Here is a 21760-nt window from a genome sequence, read left to right as displayed (position 1 = left end):
TTTGTTAATCTGCACATTATCAATGAGGATGAAGCATGAAACTGATCAGTCACGATCTCCAGGACGGCGGCAAGCTGCCTAATCGTCACGTCTTCAACGGCATGGGCTATGATGGCGACAATATTTCGCCGCACCTGATGTGGGATGATGTGCCCGCGGGCACCAAAAGCTTTGTCGTCACCTGCTACGACCCGGATGCGCCGACCGGCTCCGGCTGGTGGCACTGGGTGGTAGCCAACCTGCCTGCCGATACTCGGGTGCTACCACAGGGTGCCGGCTCCGGTCAGGCGGAGCTACCGGAAGAGGCCGTTCAGACCCGCACCGATTTTGGTAAGGCAGGCTACGGCGGCGCGGCGCCGCCGAAGGGCGAAACCCACCGCTACATTTTTACCGTGCACGCCCTGGATATCGATAAGATTGATGTCGATGCCGAGGCCAGCGGCGCGATGGTCGGCTTTAACGTCCATTTCCATTCCCTCTCCAGCGCCTCGATCACCGCCCTGTTCAGTTAATTATCCCCCCGGATAGCGGCTTGCGCCTTATCCGGGCTACTTGCTACGTCAGTGCCATTTGTAGCCCCGGTAAGCGCAGCGCCACCGGGGAGATTGACCTTACTGTTCAGTGGCCACCTGCAGCGCGGTTTTACGCACCCGCGCATACCACACCACCGTCAGCAGCCCCAGCCAGACCAGCCCGGCTAACAGCGCCACGCGCGTCTCTTCCACCATTCCCAGCACGGCGATCACCAGCCCCATAAACAGTAGCGTCAACAGCGGGCCAACCGGCCAGAAGGGGATCGGGAATTCGATCTTACTGCGCTCTTCGGCCGACAAACCGCGGCGCATTGAGAAATGAGAGAGCAGGATCATCAGCCACACCCAGACGGTGGCGAACGCCGCCAGCGAGGCAATCAGGACAAATACCTGTTCCGGCATCAGATAGTTAAGCACCACCGCCACCAGCAGCGCCACGCCCATCACCACGACCGTCATCCAGGGTACGCCGTTGCTGGCGATCCGCTGGAAGCACTTCGGCGCCAGCCCCTCTTTCGACATACCGTACATCATGCGTCCGGCGCCAAAAATATCGCTGTTAATCGCCGAGATACTGGCGCTAATCACGATGATATTCAGCACGGTCGCCGCCGCCGGGATCCCGAGGCCATCGAAGATCAGCACAAACGGGCTGCCCTGCTCGCCAAAACTATTCCACGGGAATATCGCCATCAGCACCGCCAGGGTGCAGACGTAAAACAGGATAATACGCAGCGGAATGGTGTTGATGGCCTGTGGGATAACCTTCTTCGGGTTCTGCGCTTCCGCCGCGGTGACGCCGATAATTTCCACACCGCCAAAAGCGAACATCACGATGCCAAGCGAGGCGATGACCCCCTGCCAGCCATTTGGCGCAAAGCCGCCATGGCTCCACAGATTTTCCAGCCCGGTGGCCGGGAAACTATGGCCAAAGCCAAAGAAGATGATCCCCGCGCCCGCCGCCATCATGGCGATAATCGCCACCACTTTAATCAGCGACAGCCAGAACTCCATCTCGCCGAACACCCGTACGTTGCACAGGTTCATCGCGCCAATAAAGAAGATGATACTAAGGATCCAGATCCAGCGCGGCACATCGGGATACCACAACCCCATATAGATACCGAACGCGGTGACGTCGGCCAGCGCCACGATCACCATCTCAAAGGTGTAGGTCCAGCCGGTAATAAATCCGGCCAGCGGCCCGAGATACTGGCGAGCGTAGCTGCCGAAGGAGCCGGAAACCGGATTGCGCACCGCCATTTCACCCAGCGCGCGCATGACCATAAAGACCGCCGCGCCGCCTATCAGATAGGCCAGCAGTACCGCCGGCCCCGCCGCCTTAATGGCGGAGGCCGAACCGTAGAATAGCCCGGTGCCGATAGCGGAACCGAGCGCAATAAAACGAATGTGTCGGGCATTCAGCCCGCGCAGCAGATGCGGTTTGTGTTGTTGCATATACAGGTGTCCTGGTTTTTTTATATGACGACAAATATGCGATGTAGGACGGCCGGGGGGATGACATCCCCCCGACGCGGGTACAGAGAACAACGGTGATTAATTCAGGCCAGGCAATACGGCAGGCAGCAGACGCGTCAGGTGACGTGCGGCCAAAAGCTCGGTGGCATTTTCAATATCAGGAGCGAAGAAACGGTCTTGGGTATAATGCGGCACGCGTTCGCGCAGCAGATGACGCGCCTCTTCCAGCAGCGGACTGGTGGTCAGCCCTTCGCGCATATCCAGCCCCTGCGCCGCCGCCAGCCACTCGACGGCCAGCACTCCGCGGGTGTTTTCCGCCATCGCCCACAGGCGACGACCGGCAGCCGGCGCCATCGAGACGTGGTCTTCCTGGTTTGCGGACGTCGGAAGGCTGTCAACGCTATGCGGATGCGAGAGCGCTTTGTTTTCACTGGCCAAGGCTGCCGCCGTGACCTGAGCAATCATAAAGCCGGAGTTGACGCCGCCATTCTTCACAAGGAACGGCGGCAGCTGCGACATATGGCTGTCCATCATCAGCGCGATGCGACGCTCGGAAAGCGAGCCGATTTCCGCGATCGCCAGCGCGATATTATCCGCCGCCATCGCTACCGGTTCGGCGTGGAAGTTGCCACCGGAGATCACATCATTCTCAGCCGCGAAGACCAGCGGGTTATCGGAAACCGCGTTCGCTTCGGCTAACAATACCTCAGCCGCCTGGCGGATCTGCGTCAGGCAGGCGCCCATCACCTGCGGTTGACAGCGCAGAGAATACGGATCCTGTACCTTGGTGCAGTTATGGTGTGACCGTGAGATCGCGCTGTCATCGGTCAACAGGTGGCGATACAGTGCCGCCGCATCAATCTGACCACGCTGGCCGCGCACCTCATGAATACGCGCATCGAACGGACGACGGGAACCCAGCGCCGCTTCGGTGGTTAATGCCCCGCACACCACTGCGGAGGCGAACAAATCTTCGGCTTCGAACAGGCCGCGCAGCGCAAAAGCCGTCGACGCCTGGGTGCCGTTCAGCAGCGCCAGACCCTCTTTCGCCGCCAGGGTAATCGGCTCCAGCCCCGCCTGACGCAGCGCGTCGGTCGCTGGCAGCCATTCGCCACCGCGAACCCGCGCTTTGCCTTCACCCAGCAGGGTCAGCGACATATGCGCCAGCGGCGCGAGGTCACCGGAGGCGCCGACGGAACCTTTCGCCGGGATCCACGGCGTCACGCCGGCATTCACCAGGCCAATCAGCGCCTGGATCACGCTCAGGCGGATCCCGGAGAAACCGCGGGACAGACTGTTAATCTTCAGCACCATAATCAGGCGCGCCAGGTCGTCGTCCAGCGGCTCACCCACGCCCGCCGCATGGGACAGCACCAGTGAACGCTGCAGGTTCTCCAGATCGTCCGTCGAGATACGGGTTTGCGCCAGCAGGCCAAAACCGGTGTTGATACCGTAGGCCGTCCGCCCTTCGGCAAGGATGGCGTTGACGCAGGCCACACTCTCATCAATGGCGGCAAACGCGCTGCTGTCGAGGGTAATGTTCAGCGGGTGGCTGTAAACCTCGCGTAGCTGCGACAGGCTCAGTTTCCCCGGAATGAGCGTTAACGATTTCATTTAGCGTTCCCCTGCGTTGCTGCCACCATCGGAAGATTCAGACCCTGTTCTGCTGCGCATTCAATAGCAATATCGTAACCCGCATCGGCATGACGCATCACACCGGTCGCCGGGTCGTTGCGCAGGACGCGAGCAATACGCGCCGCTGCTTCATCGGTACCGTCACAGACGATAACCATCCCGGAGTGCTGCGAGAAGCCCATGCCTACGCCGCCGCCGTGATGCAGCGACACCCAGGTCGCGCCGCTGGCGGTGTTAAGCAGCGCGTTCAGCAGCGGCCAGTCGGATACCGCATCTGAGCCGTCGCGCATGGCTTCGGTTTCGCGGTTCGGGCTGGCGACGGAGCCGGAGTCAAGGTGATCGCGGCCAATCACGATCGGCGCGGAAACTTCGCCGCGGCGCACCATTTCGTTAAACGCCAGTCCGAGCTTCTGACGCCACTCCAGACCTACCCAGCAGATACGCGCCGGCAGTCCCTGGAAGCTGATGCGCTCGCGCGCCATATCCAGCCAATGGTGCAGGTGCTGATCATCTTGAATGATCTCTTTCACTTTCGCGTCGGTTTTGTAGATATCCTGCGGATCGCCGGACAGCGCTACCCAACGGAACGGGCCGATACCGCGGCAGAACAGCGGGCGGATATACGCCGGCACGAAACCCGGGAAATCGAAGGCGTTGCTGACACCCACTTCCTGCGCCATCTGACGGATATTGTTGCCGTAGTCGAAGGTCGGCACCCCCATCTCGTGGAAGGCCAGCATCGCCTGCACGTGGTCGGCCATTGAGCGTTTCGCCGCCAGCATGGTGCCCTGCGGATCGGATTCAGCTTTCTGCTGATACTCTTCCCAGCTCCAGCCTTTCGGCAGATAGCCATGCAGCGGGTCGTGGGCACTGGTCTGGTCGGTGACCATATCCGGGCGCACGCCGCGTTTCACCAGCTCTGGCACGATATCCGCGGCGTTGCCGCACAGCGCGATGGAGATGGCGCGGCCTTCGGCGGTGTATTTTTTGATGCGCGCCAGGGCGTCATCCAGAGAAGTGGCTTGTTCATCCACGTAGCGGGTACGCAGACGGAAATCGATACGGCTCTGCTGACATTCGATGTTCAGCGAGCAGGCGCCTGCCAGCGTCGCGGCCAGCGGCTGCGCGCCACCCATGCCGCCCAGACCGGCGGTTAATACCCAGCGGCCTTTCAGGCTGCCCTGATAGTGCTGGCGACCGGCTTCGACGAAGGTTTCGTAGGTGCCCTGCACGATGCCCTGGCTACCGATGTAGATCCAGCTGCCGGCGGTCATCTGGCCGTACATCGCCAGCCCTTTGGCATCCAGTTCGTTGAAGTGTTCCCAGGTGGCCCAGTGCGGGACCAGGTTGGAGTTAGCGATCAGCACGCGCGGCGAGTTTTCATGCGTTTTAAATACGCCGACCGGTTTACCGGACTGCACCAGCAGGGTCTCGTCGCTTTCCAGGTTTTTCAGCGCCTTCACGATAGCGTCATAGCATTCCCAGTTGCGCGCAGCGCGACCAATACCGCCATAGACCACCAGCTCATGCGGGTTTTCAGCGACATCGGGATCGAGGTTATTCATTAACATACGCAGCGGCGCTTCGGTCAACCAGCTCTTGGCGGTCAGCGTCGTGCCTCTCGGTGCACGGACGTCCAGCTGGCGATATTTGCTTTGCGACATCGGGGTTTCTCCTGACAATTAACGTTGTGTACGTAGATACATATACTTGTCTATACAACTCTGCGCAAGCCAGGATTTAACAGAAATGATACAATTTTGTTATATTGCGTCAGCAATCACGTTTTGCTGACGCGAGGAAGGATCAGGAGCTGAAATGGCCCTGCAGACGGTAGCGTGCGCCGGGGAACAGCAGGCGAGCATGAGAGACAATATGCGTCTTCGACCAGGTGCGACGGCGAATGAGCAGGCAGGGATCGTGCGGCAGAATGCGCAGCAGCGCGCACTCCTCTGACGTCGCCTGCACCGCCTCGACAATATGTTCGCCTTCGGTTAATGGCGCGATCAGTGACAGATAATCATGCGGCGTGGTGGTGGTGTAATCCTGTAACAGATAATCCGGCACCACCGCGGCATTGACGCAGCGATCTTCGATTTGTACCGGAACCTCGTTTTCGAAATGCACCATCCGTGAATGAAAGATGCGCGTGCCTTCGGCGACGGTGAGCGCCTCCGCCTGAATGAGATCGGCTTCGGTCTCCTCCAGTAGCAGCACTTCACAGCGGTGCTGATGGCGACGAGAGACAATCTCATCGGCAATGCTGCGCACTTCAAACAGCGCCGACTGCCCTTTCGGCTCGGCGACGAAGGTACCGACCCCCTGCAGCCTGACCAGCAGGCCTTCATCCGTCAGCTCGCGCAGCGCGCGGTTGATGGTCATCCGGCTGAAGCCGAACTGGGCTACCAGTTCAGCCTCCGAGGGAATTCGGTCGTGCGGACGCCACTCGCCGCGGTAGATTTTTTCGCTGATCGCCTGCTTCACCTTTTCATAGAAAGGCGCGGGCGCGGAACGAGGTTGTTGTGCAAACATGGCCTGGCTTTCCTTATGCGTAATAAGCGGAGCGGCGAAACGAAAATAATAGCGCGGATCGCTAGCGCCACCAATGGGCGATTTGCCATGCCAGACGGGCCGCCGCGCGGGCGCCCTGTCCGTCGATGTCAAATTGCGGATTAAACTCGACCAAATCTACCGCCTGCAGCTTACCGCTGCGGCACAACGGCTCAACGATGCGCAGCAGGATTGCCAGCGGCACGCCCAGCGCCGCCGGGGCCGACACCGCCGGCATTTCCCGCGCCGGCAGCACGTCGAGATCGATGGTCAGATACAGACGATCGTACTGCGCGATATTACGCTCCAGCTCCGGCAACACGTGAGTGTCGAAGGCCGCCAGCACCGCCAGATCCTCAACGATAGCCACCTGGCGGCGCGCCGCTTCATCCCATAGCGCCTGAGTGTTGGCCGCCCGGCTGACGCCGATGCAGGTATAGTGAAAACCGCGCTGCTGCGCGTCACACTCCAGCGCCAGCTGGCGGAACGGCGTCCCGGAGCTGGCGCATTCGGCAAAGCGTAAATCAAGATGCGCATCGAGATTAATAATGCCCACTTTTTCGCCCGGGAAGGCATCCAGTACCCCAGCGCCGTGGCCGAAGGCCGTCTCGTGGCCGCCGCCCAGGACCAGCGTACGTTTACCGGCACGCTGGCAGGCGGCCACCGCCTCGCGCAGCGCCTGATGCGCGGCTTCTAACTGTTCGCCATCGACGCTGATGGTGCCCATATCCACGCACCGGTCGTGGCCCTGATGGCTGGCCATATTGGCCAACGCCCGGCGCAGCGTTTCCGGGCCAAGCGCGGCACCGGTACGCCCTTTGTTACGCCGGACCCCTTCGTCACAGGCGAAGCCGAGCAGCGCGATATCGCCGGGCATCGCCTGCGGCGCGAAGCGTTCCGCGCGGGCGATAGTCTGGAACAGGCGCAGCGCATTAGGCGCTTCCGCGCTATCATCACGCCCCTGCCAGAGACTGGCGGGCGTGGCTTGCCATAGCATCATTGCATTTCTCCTCGCACCACGCGCTGCCAGAGCGGCGCGCGCCCCGGCTCATACACCATCTCGACCGGATGCTCAGCATCCCAGATGGCAAAGTTAGCCACAAAGCCCGCCGCCAGCTGACCGTGGCTGTCCTGCCGCCCCAGCGCCCGCGCGGCATGGCGCGTTACCCCGGCCCACGCCTCTTCCGGGGTTAAACCAAACTTGACGCAGGCCATGTTCATCGCCAGATGCAGGCTGGCGAAGGGGCTGGTGCCGGGGTTGAAATCGGTCGCCACCGCCATCGGCACCTGGTACTTGCGCAGCAGTTCCACCGGCGGTTTGCGGGTTTCATTGAGGAAGTAGAACGCACCGGGCAGCAGAGCCGCCACGGTGCCGCTTTCGCGCATCGCCGCCACGCCCTCTTCCGTCAGATATTCGATATGGTCGGCGGACAGTCCGTGATAGCGACTCACCAGCTGCGCGCCGCCCAGCGACGAGAGCTGCTCAACGTGGCCTTTTACCGGAATGCCCAGCGCCTGCGCGGCCTGAAAGACGCGCTCGGTTTGCTGCGGGCTGAAGCCAACGTTTTCGCAAAAGACGTCAACGCTTTCAAACAGCCCCTCCTGCCACAGCGTCGGCAATAGGGTCTCGCAGACCAGTGAGATATAGCCATCGGCGTCGCCATGATATTCCGGCGGCGTGGCGTGGGCGGAGAGCAACGTCGCCGACAGCTCCACGCCATTGTCGTCAGCCAGCTGGCGGGCGACCCGCAGCATTTTGCGTTCGTTTTGCAGATCGAGACCGTAACCGGATTTGATCTCCAGGGTCGTCACCCCTTCACGCAGCAGGCGCGCCAGACGCGGCTGCGCCAGCGCCAGTAGTTCCGCTTCGCTGCTGTCGCGCGTGGCGCGCACAGTGGAATTAATCCCACCACCGTTAGCGCTGATGGTTTGATAGGAGACGCCGTTCAGCCGCTGCTCCCACTCCTGCGCCCGGCTGCCGCCAAAGATCAGGTGGGTATGGCAGTCGATTAAACCCGGCGTAACCAGCCGGCCTTCGAGATCGATACTGCGCCCGCTGGGGGCGTCAGCGTCGGCGACAATTGCCTCAATGCGGCCATTGCGCACCAGCAGCGCATGGCGCTCCAGCAGACCGTAGGGTTGAGAGTAATCAGGGTTCAGGGTGGCGAGACGCGCGTTTCGCCAGACAACGAGTTCGGGGGTGGCTTCAGTCATAGCGCTCAACTTGTCATGGGTTGTATAGACATTTATTTTCATAACGCCGGTAATGTCAACAAAAGCGCGAGTAAATGTTATTTTTTTGTGACTGGAGGCCGTTCGACGACGCGGCGTATTGCGTAAAGAAGGTAAGTTTTTCAGCCCACGTCTTCCCGTTTCGTTCAAGTTAGTATAAAACAGCAGGTTTTAAAGGACTTATACCCTGGCGTCTCAGCCGGGGTATTTCACTACGCTTAATTTTGCCCGGAGCAACATGAACACATATTCCGTTTCCCGTCTGGCGCTGGCGCTGGCCTTCGGCGTGACGCTGTCCGCCTGTAGCTCGACGCCTGCCGATCAACAGCCCTCTACGCAGACTGCACCGGGCACCACCGCGCGTCCCATTCTGAACGCCGATGAAGCGAAGAACTTCACCCCGGCGGCCTATTTCCAGTCGCTGACCCCCAATGCCGCGGCCTGGACGCCGTCCGCCATCAGCCTGCCGGCGCAGCCTGACTTTATCGTTGGCCCGGCGGGAACCCAGGGCGTGACCCATACCACCGTCCAGGCGGCGGTCGATGCGGCGATTGCCCGTCATTCAAATCGCCGTCTGTTTATTGCCATCATGCCTGGCGAGTACCCGGGAACGATTTACGTACCGGCGGCGCCTGGCGCCCTGACCCTGTATGGTACCGGCGATAAACCGATTGACGTGAAAATCAGCGAAGCCATTGATTCTGAAATGGATCGCAACACCTGGCGCCGTCTGGTCAATCCGGGCGGTAAATATATGCCGGGCAAACCGGCATGGTATATGTTCGACAGCTGCCAGAATAAATCCGCGGCCACCGTCGGCGTGATGTGCTCCGCGGTCTTCTGGTCGCAGAATAACGGCCTGCAGTTGCAGAACCTGACCATCGCCAACAACCTTGGCGACAGCGTCGACGCCGGGACTCACCAGGCCGTCGCCCTGCGCACCGATGGCGATCAGGTGCAGATCAACAAGGTCAATATTCTTGGCCGTCAGAACACCTTCTTTGTGACCAACAGCGGCGTGCAGAACCGTCTGCAGGATAACCGCCAGACCCGCACCCTGGTGACCAACAGCTATATTGAAGGCGATGTGGATATCGTGTCCGGTCGCGGCGCGGTGGTATTTGATAACACCGATTTCCGCGTGGTGAACTCGCGTACTCAGAAAGAAGCCTATGTTTTCGCGCCGGCTACCCTGAAGAGCGTGACCTACGGCTTCCTGGCGACCAACAGCCGCTTCACCGCGTCCGGCGATAACGTCGCGCAGCTGGGCCGCGCGCTGGACGTTGACGGCGACAGCAACGGCCAGGTCGTGATCCGCGACAGCGTCATCAATGAAGGCTTTAACATCGCCCAGCCGTGGGCGGCAGCGGTCGGTTCAAACCGTGCCTTTAGCGGTAACGTTGGCGCAGTAGATGCCAAAGGTAATCTGCAGCGCAACCTCAACGACAATAGCGTCAATCGCATGTGGGAATATAACAACCGCGGCGTGGGAAGCACTGTGGTCGCCGAGCCGAAACAGTAAAGCACAATAACCGAAAACCATCATAAAAGAGGGGGCGATGCCCCCTCTTCTCTTTTGCGTGTTCTCTTTTGCGTACTGCACGTCACGCCGTCAGGCGGTTCGCCATTTGCGGGTCAGCGGTTTTTCCAGTTCAACGATCAGGAACATCGCGAAGCCGATGATGAAGGTGATCACCCAGTAGCGGAACGGCAGCCCGGTGGTACCGAACAGCATCTGCATAAACGGCGCATAGATAATCAGCAACTGCAGCACCAGCAGCACGCCGCTGACAATCCAGATCCCTTTGTTGGCCAGCAGACTTTTCGTCAACGAGAAACCATCCGACACGCGGCAGTTCAGCATATAGAACCACTGGGCGGTGACCAGGGTCTGCAACAGCACGGTACGGATAAACTCCGGCGAATAGCCGCGCGGTTGCAGCCAGGCTTCGAGAATAAATGCGCTGACCGCAATCATCGACCCCACAAACGCCACGCGCCAGATGGCAAAGCCGTCCATGACGTGAATTTTCGGATCACGCGGCGGCCGCCGCATAATATTTTTCTCACCGGCTTCAAACGCCAGACCAAACGACAACGTGGCGGAGGTGGCCATGTTCATCCACAGGATCAGCACCGGCGTCAGCGGCAGTACGTTGCCCGCCAGCAGCGCGATCACGATCAGTAACCCCTGCGCAAGGTTGGTCGGCATGACGAAGAGAATGGTTTTCTTCAGGTTGTCATACACCCGACGCCCCTCGCGGACCGCGCTGGCGATGGTGGCGAAGTTATCATCGGTCAGCACCATATCGGCGGCTTCCTTGGTCACCTCGGTCCCCTTGATCCCCATCGCCACGCCGACGTCAGCCTGCTTCAGCGCCGGGGCATCGTTCACCCCATCGCCGGTCATCCCGACAATCTCTTTCTTGCTCTGCAGGGCCTGCACCAGACGGAACTTATCTTCCGGGCTGGTTCGGGCGAAGATATCAAACTGCTGTGCGGCCACGCTCAGCTGTGCGTCGTCCATCACCTCCAGCTCACGCCCGGTAATGGCATTCCCGGCATTGCCAATCCCCAGCATCTTGCCGATACTCATTGCCGTTTGCGGGTGGTCGCCGGTGATCATCTTCACGCGGATCCCGGCCTGCAGGCAGTCGGCAATCGCCGTGATGGCCTCCGGACGCGGCGGATCCATCATCCCGGCAACCCCTAACAAAATCACCCCCTGCTGCAGATCCTGATGGGTCAGCTCCGTCTGGCCTGCGGAAGCCGGCTTCCAGGCCGCGGCCACCATCCGTAGCCCTTCCCGCGCGTACTCTTCAATTTTGGCTTCCCAGTACGGCAGATCCAGAGGCTGTAATCCGCTGTCGCTCTGCTGATATTGACACAGGCGGAACAGAACATCCGGCGCGCCAGTGACCAGCACCACCTCCTCTTCACCCAGCCGGTAGAGGGTCGACATGTATTTATATTGCGAATCAAAAGGAATTTTACTGCGCAGCTCGCTGGTCAGCGGCGGCAGAGTGACCTTCGCCGCCAGTACCTTCAGCGCCCCCTCGGTCGGGCCACCGGTGATTTTCCACAGCCCGCTCTCATCTTTAATAAGCTGGCTGTCGTTACACAGATCGATGGTACGCAGATAGCGCTCGAATAGCGTGCCAGGTGCAACCGCGACCGGCGTCGGGTCATCAATGGCGTGGATCTTACCAACCGGCTCATAGCTGTCCCCTTCCACCCGATAGACGCTGTCCGCGGTGATCACCGCCTTCACCGTCATTTCGTTCATGGTGAGGGTCCCGGTTTTATCCGAACAGATAACCGTCATCGCGCCGAGGGTTTCCACCGTCGGCAGCTTGCGGATAATCGCTTTCTGGCGCGCCATCGCCTGCACACCGAGCGACAGAATAATCGAGATAATCGCCGGCAAGCCTTCCGGGACTGACGCCACCGCGAGGCTAATCAGCGACAGCATCAGTTCGGAGACCGGCATATCGCGGAACAGCAGGCTAAAGACGAACAGAGCCGCCATCATCACCAGAATGAGGATAAAGATGGCTTTGCCCAGTTTGTCCATTTGCACCAGCAGCGGCGTGCGGTGTTTCTCAATGCCCGCCATCATCTGGTTGATGTGACCGAGCTCGGTATCGCCGCCGGTGGCCACAACAATCCCTTTGCCCGCCCCTGAACTGACGGTGGTCCCGGAAAACAACAGGTTGCTGCGATCGCCGAGCGGTAAATCGCCGCTCAGCGGCTCAGTGGTTTTTTCCACCACCGTCGACTCCCCGGTGAGGATCGCCTCTTCCACCCGCAGGTTGTGCGCCTCAATCACGCGTAAATCGGCGGGGATACGGTCGCCCGCGCGGATCACCACAATATCGCCGGGTACCAGCGAGGTGGTGGGGATGGTTTCATGGTTACCCTGACGGATCACCACCGCTTCGCTGGACAGCATATTGCGGATACTCTGCAGCGATTTTTCCGCATTACTCTCCTGAATGAAGCCGATCAGCGCATTGACGACCGCCACAGCGAGGATCACCGCCATGTCGATCCAGTGGCCCATCACCGCCTTCAGCAGCGCCGCCGCCAGCAGCACGTAGATCAGCACATCGTTAAAATGCACGATGAAACGCAGCCAGGCTGGCTTACCCGGCTTCTGCGGCAGGGCGTTTTCGCCATACTGCTGCAGGCGTGTGGCCGCTTCTGTCCCGCTAATACCCTCCGGCGTACTTTGCACGCTGGCGAGCGTCTCCTCGACGGAGCGCTGATAGAAGGGCGCCCCCGGTTTATCTGTATTCATACTCTCTCCCTCGATTTCTGAAGCGGAAGTCAGGACGACATCCCGCCGTCATCAGCGCACAACGAAAACCGGTACATGGGCGTAGCGCACGATGTTTGCCGCTTCGGAGCCCAGAAGATGGGTCTGGATCCCCGGATTACGCGAACCGACAATCACCACGTCCGCTTTCAACTCATCGGCCAGGGCGATCACTTGATCGCGAATATTGCCACTGCGCACATACAGATGGCTGGCGTCTTCCGCAAGGCCATTTTTCTTTACCAGTTCGCTTAGTTTTTCCTTAGCAGTAGAAATCAGATGTTCCTCCATCTTTCGTGCATCAGAGATAAATCCTCGCGTTAATACCGGTGAAAATGCCGGAATAACATGGACAAGATGTATTTGCCCGGCAGAGTGCTGGGCGAGGAATTTCGCATGAGAGAGGGCTTTGTCGGCCAGGCCTGCATCAAACACGTCAACGGGAACAACGATATTTTTATACATGAGATAATCCTTTTATTACCAATACAATGCGTAGTGATGAATAGCCCCATTCTTGGGGAGGAAGCAAATCTCAACAACAGAAGCGGAAAACGGAATAGATGTTATTAAACGTAGCACAGGAAAATTAACATTAGAAAATGAGCCATTAATAGACTGAAAAATATTATAAAAACCCGCGAATGCCTGCAGATCTCCTGCCCTTACCCCCTTGACGCCAACAGCGACGCGGTATTCTCTTTTTTAACACTTCATGTTTTCTCCGACTATGCTGATAACAAGCAGGAGTGCCGCACCGAATGTCCGACGGTCACACGTCGTGCCGGACGAAATGACATTCGCGGTTCGGGTGGGAGTTAAGGGAGAAAATCATGTTTGGTTATAGCCTGTTACGTCTGGGATTGTTTGTCGCGCTGGCCATTGTCGCCTGTACGCTGGTAGGACTATTCACTTATCTGGTTGTCGCCGCCCTCGCAGAATAAGCGTGCGCCGCGTAATAAAAACGTAAAATAAATCATGAGTCTGAGGGGAATACTGTGAACCGTTATTTTTCTCTCATCCCGGTTGTTATTTTATTAACAACCGCTTGCGATCAGAAAGCACCGTCCGTCGAAGCCGCCCCCCGGATGGTCAAGGTGGCGCAAGTTACCGCCGTGGGTAACACCCAGCAGCGGACGTTTCCAGCCCGCATCGAGTCTGGCGACTCCACCGAGCTGTCGTTTAAACGGGGTGGTCAGGTGGAGTCACTGGATATTCGCCAGGGCGCAACCCTAACCCAGGGACAAACGCTGGCGCGTCTGAATGCCCGCGAAGCCCAGCAGCGAGTCAATGAGCGACAAACGGCGGCGACCCTCGCCCAGCGTCAGTTTGATCGTTTCCAGACCCTGGCGGGACGTCAGGCGATTTCCCAGGCGGAGATGGACGTGCAGCGCGCCAATCGCGATGCCGCCAACGCAGCCTTAAAAATCGCTCGTGAAGAGCTGGCGCAAATGAGTCTCACCGCCCCCTTCGGCGGGATTGCCGCTGGCGTGCACATCCGTAATCATCAGGTGGTCGCCGCTGGCCAGCCGGTGATTACCCTGACGCGTACCGACCTGCTCGATGTGGTCTTCAGCATTCCGGAAAATCTGTTCACCTCGCTGGATATCCGCAATACCGCCTACCGCCCCGTCGTCAGGATCAATACTCTGCCGGGCCGCGAGTTTACCGCGGAATACAAAGAGCATACCGGCAGCAGCGACAACAGCACCCTCACCTGGCAGATCATTTTAACCATGCCGCGGCCGGATGATTTCCCTACCGTCGGCGGGGTCAGCGGCACCGTGACGGTCAATCTCGGTAATTTACCGGCCAGCGCCGGGCGGGAAACCCTCGTGGTGCCAGTGGAAGCGGTGTTTAACCCCGATAACCGGCCGAAGAATGAACCGGTCGTCTGGGTGGTAAAAGGCGACAACACGCATCTGTATCTTGAGGAGCGCAGGGTCACGGTGGGGGAAGTGACCTCGCAGGGAGTGATGATCACCGAAGGGCTCCGCGCGGGTGAACAAGTGGTTGCCGCAGGCGTGAGCGAACTCCACGACCGGCAGCCGGTGCGGATCTGGACGCGTGAACGAGGATTATAAATGGACATTTCCCGCCAGTTTATTAACAACCCGACCCGCGTCTGGTTAGCCATTTTGCTGTTGGGGGTGGGTGGCCTGTTCGCCCTGCTCAATATCGGCCGTCTGGAAGATCCTGCCTTCACCATTAAAACGGCGGTGATCGTCACCCACTACCCTGGCGCGTCTGCCCAGCAGGTGGAGGAGGAGGTGACCCTGCCGCTGGAAAACGCGATTCAGCAACTTCCCTCGCTGGATAACGTCAGCTCCATCTCCTCGAATGGCTTATCGCAAATTACGGTGAATATTGCTTCGCAATACCATTCCAGCGAACTGCCGCAAATCTGGGATGAGCTGCGTCGCCGCGTCGGTGACGCCAGCCGGCTTTTTCCCCCGGGGGTAGTCCCCTCCTTCGTCAATGATGACTTTGGCGATGTGTTTGGCTTTTTCTTCGCCATTTCGGGCGACAGTTTTACCAACCCTGAGCTGGTGCGCTATGCCGAGCAGCTGCGCCGCGAGCTGGTGCTGGTGCCGGGCGTCGGCAAAGTCGCCATTGGCGGCGCGATTCCACAACAGATCAATGTTGATATCTCGCTGGCGAAAATGGCGGCGCGCGGTATTACCCTTAACCAGCTTGCCGCTATCCTGACCCGGCTCAACGTGGTGTCCAGCGCCGGGGAGATCCGCGCTGGCAGCGAATCGATCCGCCTTCACCCCACCGGGGAGTTTCAGAATATCGATGAGCTGGGGGATCTGCTGGTCAGCCCTCATGGCGCCAGCGCCACCACCCGACTACGGGATATTGCCACGTTGTCGCGCGGGCTGACCGACTCTCCCTCCAGTATCTATCATGCCAACGGCCGCCAGGCGGTGACCATGGGGGTCTCCTTTATCCCTGGCGTTAACGTCATTGACGTGGGGCATGCCCTCGAAGCCCGACTTCAGCAGATGGCCGCCGATAAACCGGCGGGTATCGACATCGCCATTTTTTACGATCAGGCGGCAGAGGTCGCCCACTCGGTCAATGGCTTTATTACCAACTTCCTGATGGCCCTGGCGATCGTCGTCGGCGTGCTGCTGGTGTTCATGGGGGTGCGCAGCGGGATCATTATTGCTTTGTCGCTGGCGCTCAACGTCCTCGGCACTCTGCTTATCATGTATATCTGGGGGATCGAGTTACAGCGAATCTCCCTCGGGGCGCTGATCATCGCCCTGAGTATGTTGGTGGACAATGCCATTGTCATTGTCGAAGGGGTGCTGATTGCCCGCCAGCAAGGATCTCCGCTGCTGGGCGCGATTAATTATGTGATCCGCCGCTCCGCCCTGCCGCTGCTCGGCGCCACCGTTATTGCCATCCTCGCCTTCGCGCCAATTGGCCTTTCACAGGACTCTACCGGGGAGTATTGCAAATCCCTGTTCCAGGTGCTGCTGATCTCCCTGATGCTGAGCTGGTTTTCCGCCCTGACCATCACCCCGGTGCTCATTAAGTGGTGGTTGTTTAAAAACGCCCCGCCGGCCGCCGCGCCGGAGGAAAAAGCCGATCCCTACCGCGGCCGCTTTTACCGCGGCTATCAGCAGACGCTGCGAATACTGCTGCAGCAAAAGACCCTGACCCTGGTGCTGATGGGCGCGCTGTTAGCCGGGGCGATCTGGGGCTTCACCTTCGTCCGGCAGAATTTCTTTCCGTCATCGAATACGCCCATTTTCTTTGTCGACCTGTGGCTGCCCTACGGTACCGATATTAACGCCACCGAGCAGATGACCCGCGATATTGAGCGGTCGATCGCCAGCCAGCCGGGAGTGGCTACCACCGTCTCCACCATCGGCCAGGGCAGTATGCGATTTATTCTTACCTACAGCGGCCAGCGGCAGTACAGCAACTACGCACAGATTATGGTGCGGATGGATGACCAGCGCAGTATCGCCCCCGTCACCCGCCACGTAGAGGCCTGGATTGCCAGAAACTACCCGCAGGTGAACGCCAGCACCAAACGCATTATGTTCGGCCCCTCCGGCGATAGCGCGATTGAAGTGCGCATTAAGGGTCCTGATCCGGATACCCTGCGCGCGCTGGCCAGTCAGGTGGGCGACATTCTCGCCGCGGATCCGGCGACCGACAGCGTACGTAACGACTGGCAGAACCGCAGCAAGGTGATCCGCCCGCAATACTCTCTGGCGTTGGGACGTGAGCTGGGGGTGGATAAACAGGATATTGATAGCGCGCTGGAGATGAATTTCTCCGGCAGTCGCGCCGGGTTATATCGCGAGGGCGCCGACCTGTTGCCGGTTATCGTCCGTCCGCCGGAAGCGGAGCGACAGGATGCCAACCACCTGAATAACGTGCTGGTCTGGAGCCAGAGCCGGCAGCAGTATATTCCGTTGAGTAACGTCATCAATGGCTTCTCGCTGGAGTGGGAAGATCCATTGATTCTCCGCCGCGATCGCACCCGGGTGCTTACCGTTCAGACCGACCCCAGCCCGCAAAGTGGCCAAACGTCGGGCGATATCCTTGCCAGGGTGAAACCGCGCATTGACGCGCTGACCCTGCCGCATGGCTACCGCATCGAATGGGGCGGCGATGCGGAGAACTCCAGTGAAGCACAGCAAGGGCTGTTCACGACCCTGCCGCTTGGCTATCTGGTGATGTTTATCATTACGGTGCTGATGTTCAGTTCGCTGAAAAACGCCGTTGCCATCTGGCTAACCGTGCCGCTGGCGCTGATCGGCGTCACGCCCGGCTTTTTGCTGACCGGCATCCCCTTCGGCTTTATGGCCTTAATCGGCCTGCTTAGCCTCAGCGGTATGCTGATCCGCAACGGCATTGTACTGGTGGAAGAGATAGAGCAACAAAAACAGGAGAAAGATCAACGACAAGCTATCATTGATGCGGCAACCTCTCGTCTGCGGCCGATCCTGCTGACCGCCTTTACCACCGTGCTTGGCCTTGCCCCGCTGCTGCGCGATGTCTTTTTCCAGAGTATGGCGGTGGTGATTATGTTCGGACTGGCCTTTGCCACCGTACTGACGCTGCTGGTTCTGCCGGTCATTTACGCTTGCTTCCACCATAAGGATATGACGCCTCAACGATGAACAGTACCGGTTTGAGCATTATCAAGACATTAGGCTGTATGACAGCGGTGACCTTTTTCACTATCTATAACACCTGGGATCACTATGATTATGACTATCACTGGATCCTCGGGCTGCTGACCTTTATCTCGACCATCGCGACGCCGTTGTTTTTTGTGGTGGCCGGTTATCTTGATGCGCAGACGCGCCACGATGCCAACTGGCAGATTGGTAAAATTAAAAGCGTGGTCATCGTCTTTCTGTTCTGGGTAACGGTCTATTATGTCTGGGAGCCTTATCAGCGCGGCTACCTGATCCAGCCCTGGTTTATTTTCGCCCTGATCGTGATCTACACCTTCCATCCCTTGATCGCCTGGCTCAGCCAGCGGCGCGGCCTGTTTTTCAGCGTGGTCCTGACGCTGCTGTGCTGCTCCTATGGTTACGACCTGCTCTCGGTGCTCTACCCGGACAAACATCTCTTCAGCCTGCCGCCGCAGTATCGTCTGTGGACATGGCTACTCTTTTATTTAACCGGGCAGTTGTTTAACGATCCGCGGGTCACGGAGTGGATACGCGACCCGCGGGTAATTAAAGCCTCAATTATCGCCCTGCCCTTTGTCTATTTATTCACCTGGTTTTATGAACGCCATTTTTTCTTCGCGCTGTTTAAAGCCGACCGTAATGCGTTCATTCTGACGGGGTCGCAAATTTATATTCTGATCGTCCTGCTGGTGATTGCCGCTAACGCCGTGCAGTTTAAAAAGAACCGCGAGCTGAAAGAGACGCTGCTGGCGACGGTCAGTAAAGCGATGACCGGGGTCTATATTCTGCATTACTCCGTTTTTCACCTGCTGGTGATGCTGATCCCTATTCACTCGTTAGCCACCAAGCTGGGCGTGATTGCGCTGACGTTTGTCCTGTCGGTGCTCATTTCCCTCGCCGTGCTCTCCAGTACGCTGCTCAAGAAAGTGATAACCCTGTGACAAACGACGCGGCGATTTAGCGGAAGCTCCACTGGATGCTGATCACAAACACGCTGGGAATAATAATGCCGCTCTCAAGGGCGAAATAGTCGGTAAAGTTGTACTGGATGGCATGGTAGATATAGGGGGAAAAGCCGATCCCGGTGGCGTCCTTAAAATCTTTGTAGGAGCCGTGGTCGCCACAGTGCTCAAAGGCATCGAAGAAGAATTCACCGGTGTAACCGTAGACCCCTTTAAAGGTCCATCCACTGCCGTTGTGGTACCAGTCTCTTCTCACCCCCAGCGCCAGGCAGCGATCGTCGAAACTGTTGTTCATGGTGCCAATCAGCAGACTGTATTTCGAGTCTTCTGAGAATTTCCGCTCCACCGAGAAAAAGTGGTTTTCAAAATTCTCAGTATATTGTCCGTGGTTATTGGTCAGATGGTAAACATAGGAACCAGTATTCACCGAATAGAGATTAATTTCCTTCGCCTGCGCGAAGGTGGCTAACCCGGCCAGCAGCATCACGCTTTTACCGCGCATCATCCCTCCTCAATCCTCTATGCCTGTCCATGGACAGAATGCTTATGCCGTATTTACCGGTCGTTATGCTGGTGCGACACCCGACAGGAAAATGGGGGAAAGATAACCGTGCCGAAATGAAAAAGTGGTTATAGAAAAGCGTAGCACACGCCTAATCCGCCAACAAACCGGCCATGACAATAGCGGAGTGGTTGATATTTCTCTCTTTACCTTACTGTGCAAAAAACAGACAAAACCTCACCTGTTTTCCGCTATGCTCAGGGTCCGACGCGGAAGTTAGCCACCTGTCGACGACAGAGTTGCTGTGTACCCCTTCCTGCGTCGGCGCTGTTTCTGCGCAAGTGACGTAAACCGACAACGCCCGTATTTCGATCGTGTCTGCGTCATTATCCCCGTTTTGATTGCCCGCCCCCTATTCTGCACAAAGTCACTTTTGTGTACAACTTAGAGAAACATAAAAATATCCTTTTAAATCAATGAATAAATAAATACAAAAAGAGCAAGCCGTCTCGTTGTACATATTATTATGAAAAAAGTTGTACATACTGAAATCACCGACTATAGTTTTGGAGTGTTAACTGCTTGTTGCGCAACGAAGCGGGGATGCTTAACGGTTGCGCGGTGAGCCTGGCGGTGGTTCCTGGTTTTGCATTTTCTGTTCGCAACTTTGCGCGTACCACCGGTACGCTGCGACTTTTATGGTCAGTTTGCTTTATACGTGGGAGAGTTCGAGCTATGCATATTAAAAATACCATTCCAGCAGAGTTTGTCTTTAATTCAGCCCTGATGAAGAATATTGAAAACACGCTCATGAAGCAGCACAGCACGATCAATAATGAGCGGATGATTACGGAAATCCAGCACCGCCTGCAAACGGAAAGTAATGAAATACTTTCCGACCTCTATCTGCAGGCGTTGGATATGCTGTACAGCAAACATCATCATTAAGTGATCCCACCGCGCCGACAGCAGGGACAGCCCTGCTGTGCCGGCACGCCTGGGTTTTCATCTGCTAACTGGGGCTCAAAAAATGTCACACCATAATACTTGCTATCATTCTGAGCATTACGATCTGTGGTTTGATAATCGTTTTCTTCTCTACGGGATGTCGCTGATCCTGAATACCTTGCCGGCATCTTATTTCCGTAAAAAACATGTTTTCTTTACCAGCGATAATTATTTCGCAGTGCTTGAGCATAACTATAATCGTCGGGATACGTTATTTATTCTGTTAACTGAGGGCAACGATCTTAATTTCCTCAGTGAACTGCCTATGTTGCGGTTACCGGCAAATTCGACGCCGGAAGAATTAAAAATATTTCTGCATCAGCCTACCCGCTATTACAAAACCCACCCGGCGCCGGGCGCCTCGGTACAGTTTACTGAGCGGGAAAAGAAAGTTATTCAGCTTATCAGCAATGGCGAAGCGGTTGCCAGCATTGGTCGTTCGCTGAATCTGCACATCAAAACCATTTATCAGATCCGGCTGAATCTGATTAAAAAGCTCGGCTGTAGCGGTAGGACCGATTTTTTTAATATCAGTCGTAGCGAAACCTTTAAATCCTGGAGTCAGATTCACCTCTAGCCAGGCGCACCAGCCCCGGCCTGTCCCCGCAGACGGGGCTATTGCGTACTGTGAAAATGAATGCTGAAGCCCTGCTCCTGCCAGTGGCTGAGCAGCTCTTGCTGCAGAGGGGTGACGGCGCGTCCGGTCCAGACGAAGGTATGCTGCCCGGGGAACAGCTCGGGCCGTGGCGACTCCAGCGGCTCCGCGAGAACGTTGACATGCCAACCGCGCTGGGAAAGACGCCATGCCTCCAGCCACAGGCGAGTCCGGTCTTCATTACTCCAGCCCACCAGCAGCGTCTCTTTGCCATTTTTTTTACGCGCTTCGGCGAGAAACAGCGCCACACAGTCGATTAACAAGCCGTCCAGCATGCTGCTAATCACCAGCGAGGTATTCTGATCGAGTTTCAGCCGCTGTCGTACCGGCACTAACAGGCTATCGATGAGGGTGTCGACGGGGTGCTGATGGCTCAACGCCATTAATTTGGCGCGGATTCTGGCGGGCTGCATATAACGCAGAATGGACATCATCTCTTCCTGAAGATGCGCGGATTCGTCGCGCGCCGCCGGCAGGTTGTCCTCCAGCAGCGCTTTGACTTTCCCGACGGAAACACCGCGCTCTATCCAGCGCTTGATCTCTTCTATGCGCAGGATATCTTCTTCATCAAACTGTCGATGCCCGCCTTCGCTGCGCTGCGGTTTCAGTAGACCGTAACGCCGCTGCCATGCGCGCAATGTAACCGGATTGATTCCGCAACGTTCGGCGACTTCACCGATACTGTAAAACGCCATAGCAGCCTCACATCAACCTG

Annotated in this window: 17 protein-coding genes and 1 pseudogene; 7 read left to right on the top strand and 11 right to left on the bottom strand. The window is 57.8% G+C overall.

The genetic code is table 11. The annotated features are described in order from the left end of the window. Window positions 1-35: 35 nt before the first annotated feature. Window positions 36-512: a kinase inhibitor gene (locus CWM58_RS18325; protein ID WP_100681493.1), complete on the top strand. Its 477-nt coding sequence runs from the start codon at window positions 36-38 to the stop codon at window positions 510-512. A 99-nt stretch (window positions 513-611) separates the two neighbouring features. Here CWM58_RS18325 and CWM58_RS18320 read toward each other — a convergent pair whose 3' ends face one another. From CWM58_RS18320 to hutI, 6 genes are all read right to left on the bottom strand, one after another. Further along, window positions 612-1991, bottom strand: a complete 1380-nt coding sequence (locus tag CWM58_RS18320) for an amino acid permease (RefSeq protein ID WP_100681492.1) — start codon at window positions 1989-1991, stop codon at window positions 612-614. A 99-nt stretch (window positions 1992-2090) separates the two neighbouring features. After that, window positions 2091-3626, bottom strand: a complete 1536-nt coding sequence (hutH, locus tag CWM58_RS18315) for a histidine ammonia-lyase (protein ID WP_100681491.1) — start codon at window positions 3624-3626, stop codon at window positions 2091-2093. Further along, entirely contained in the window at window positions 3623-5311 is a 1689-nt protein-coding gene (gene hutU, locus CWM58_RS29320) for a urocanate hydratase (protein ID WP_061155279.1), read from the bottom strand. Before hutU ends, hutH begins: the two co-directional genes overlap by 4 nt. Before the next feature lie 142 nt (window positions 5312-5453). Continuing rightward, window positions 5454-6179, bottom strand: coding sequence for a histidine utilization repressor (locus CWM58_RS18305; protein ID WP_008805728.1), 726 nt, complete (start codon window positions 6177-6179; stop codon window positions 5454-5456). A 61-nt stretch (window positions 6180-6240) separates the two neighbouring features. After that, window positions 6241-7197, bottom strand: a complete 957-nt coding sequence (gene hutG, locus CWM58_RS18300) for a formimidoylglutamase (protein WP_061155280.1) — start codon at window positions 7195-7197, stop codon at window positions 6241-6243. Next, a complete protein-coding gene (gene hutI, locus CWM58_RS18295) occupies window positions 7194-8453 on the bottom strand; it encodes an imidazolonepropionase (RefSeq protein ID WP_162677829.1) in 1260 nt (419 codons plus the stop codon). Before hutI ends, hutG begins: the two co-directional genes overlap by 4 nt. 214 nt (window positions 8454-8667) lie before the next feature. Between hutI and CWM58_RS18290 the strand changes: the two genes are divergently transcribed. Next, window positions 8668-9951: a putative acyl-CoA thioester hydrolase gene (locus CWM58_RS18290; RefSeq protein ID WP_100681489.1), complete on the top strand. Its 1284-nt coding sequence runs from the start codon at window positions 8668-8670 to the stop codon at window positions 9949-9951. Between the two features lie 90 nt (window positions 9952-10041). On the opposite strand, the gene CWM58_RS18285 is transcribed toward CWM58_RS18290, so the two are convergent. After that, window positions 10042-12729: a cation-transporting P-type ATPase gene (locus tag CWM58_RS18285; RefSeq protein WP_061155283.1), complete on the bottom strand. Its 2688-nt coding sequence runs from the start codon at window positions 12727-12729 to the stop codon at window positions 10042-10044. A 51-nt stretch (window positions 12730-12780) separates the two neighbouring features. Next, a complete protein-coding gene (locus CWM58_RS18280) occupies window positions 12781-13212 on the bottom strand; it encodes a universal stress protein (protein ID WP_100681488.1) in 432 nt (143 codons plus the stop codon). Between the two features lie 533 nt (window positions 13213-13745). Between CWM58_RS18280 and CWM58_RS18275 the strand changes: the two genes are divergently transcribed. Genes CWM58_RS18275 through CWM58_RS18265 form a run of 3 tightly spaced genes read left to right on the top strand, consistent with a single transcriptional unit; the run spans window position 13746 to window position 18859 of the window. Next, window positions 13746-14831, top strand: coding sequence for an efflux RND transporter periplasmic adaptor subunit (locus CWM58_RS18275; RefSeq protein ID WP_100681487.1), 1086 nt, complete (start codon window positions 13746-13748; stop codon window positions 14829-14831). Next, window positions 14832-17897, top strand: a complete 3066-nt coding sequence (locus CWM58_RS18270) for an efflux RND transporter permease subunit (RefSeq protein ID WP_100681486.1) — start codon at window positions 14832-14834, stop codon at window positions 17895-17897. Between the two features lie 38 nt (window positions 17898-17935). Then, window positions 17936-18859 carry an acyltransferase gene (locus CWM58_RS18265; RefSeq protein WP_162678323.1) on the top strand — a complete coding sequence of 308 codons (924 nt, stop codon included), beginning with the start codon at window positions 17936-17938 and terminating at the stop codon, window positions 18857-18859. A 16-nt stretch (window positions 18860-18875) separates the two neighbouring features. Here the strand turns inward: CWM58_RS18265 and CWM58_RS18260 are convergent, their stop codons facing one another. Next, window positions 18876-19382, bottom strand: a complete 507-nt coding sequence (locus tag CWM58_RS18260) for a hypothetical protein (RefSeq protein WP_061155288.1) — start codon at window positions 19380-19382, stop codon at window positions 18876-18878. A 206-nt stretch (window positions 19383-19588) separates the two neighbouring features. Further along, window positions 19589-19740 (bottom strand): annotated as a pseudogene (locus CWM58_RS28740) (hypothetical protein). 377 nt (window positions 19741-20117) lie between these two features. Here CWM58_RS28740 and CWM58_RS18255 point away from each other — a divergent pair. Further along, window positions 20118-20330 (top strand): biofilm development regulator YmgB/AriR family protein, encoded by a 213-nt coding sequence (locus tag CWM58_RS18255; RefSeq protein ID WP_061155289.1) that lies wholly within the window; start codon window positions 20118-20120, stop codon window positions 20328-20330. A gap of 82 nt (window positions 20331-20412) precedes the next feature. Beyond that, window positions 20413-20967, top strand: coding sequence for a helix-turn-helix transcriptional regulator (locus tag CWM58_RS18250; protein WP_074386501.1), 555 nt, complete (start codon window positions 20413-20415; stop codon window positions 20965-20967). Window positions 20968-21005: 38 nt separating this feature from the next. Here CWM58_RS18250 and CWM58_RS18245 read toward each other — a convergent pair whose 3' ends face one another. After that, complete coding sequence (locus tag CWM58_RS18245) at window positions 21006-21740, bottom strand: MerR family transcriptional regulator (protein ID WP_061155291.1); 735 nt, start codon at window positions 21738-21740, stop codon at window positions 21006-21008. Window positions 21741-21760: the final 20 nt, after the last annotated feature.

Origin of the sequence: Klebsiella sp. H-Nf2 (assembly GCF_002806645.1) — a bacterium.
Taxonomy (GTDB): Bacteria; Pseudomonadota; Gammaproteobacteria; order Enterobacterales; family Enterobacteriaceae; genus Klebsiella; species Klebsiella variicola.
The sequence above is the reverse complement of the archived record's forward strand: the minus strand, read 5'-3'. Positions and strand labels throughout refer to the sequence as shown.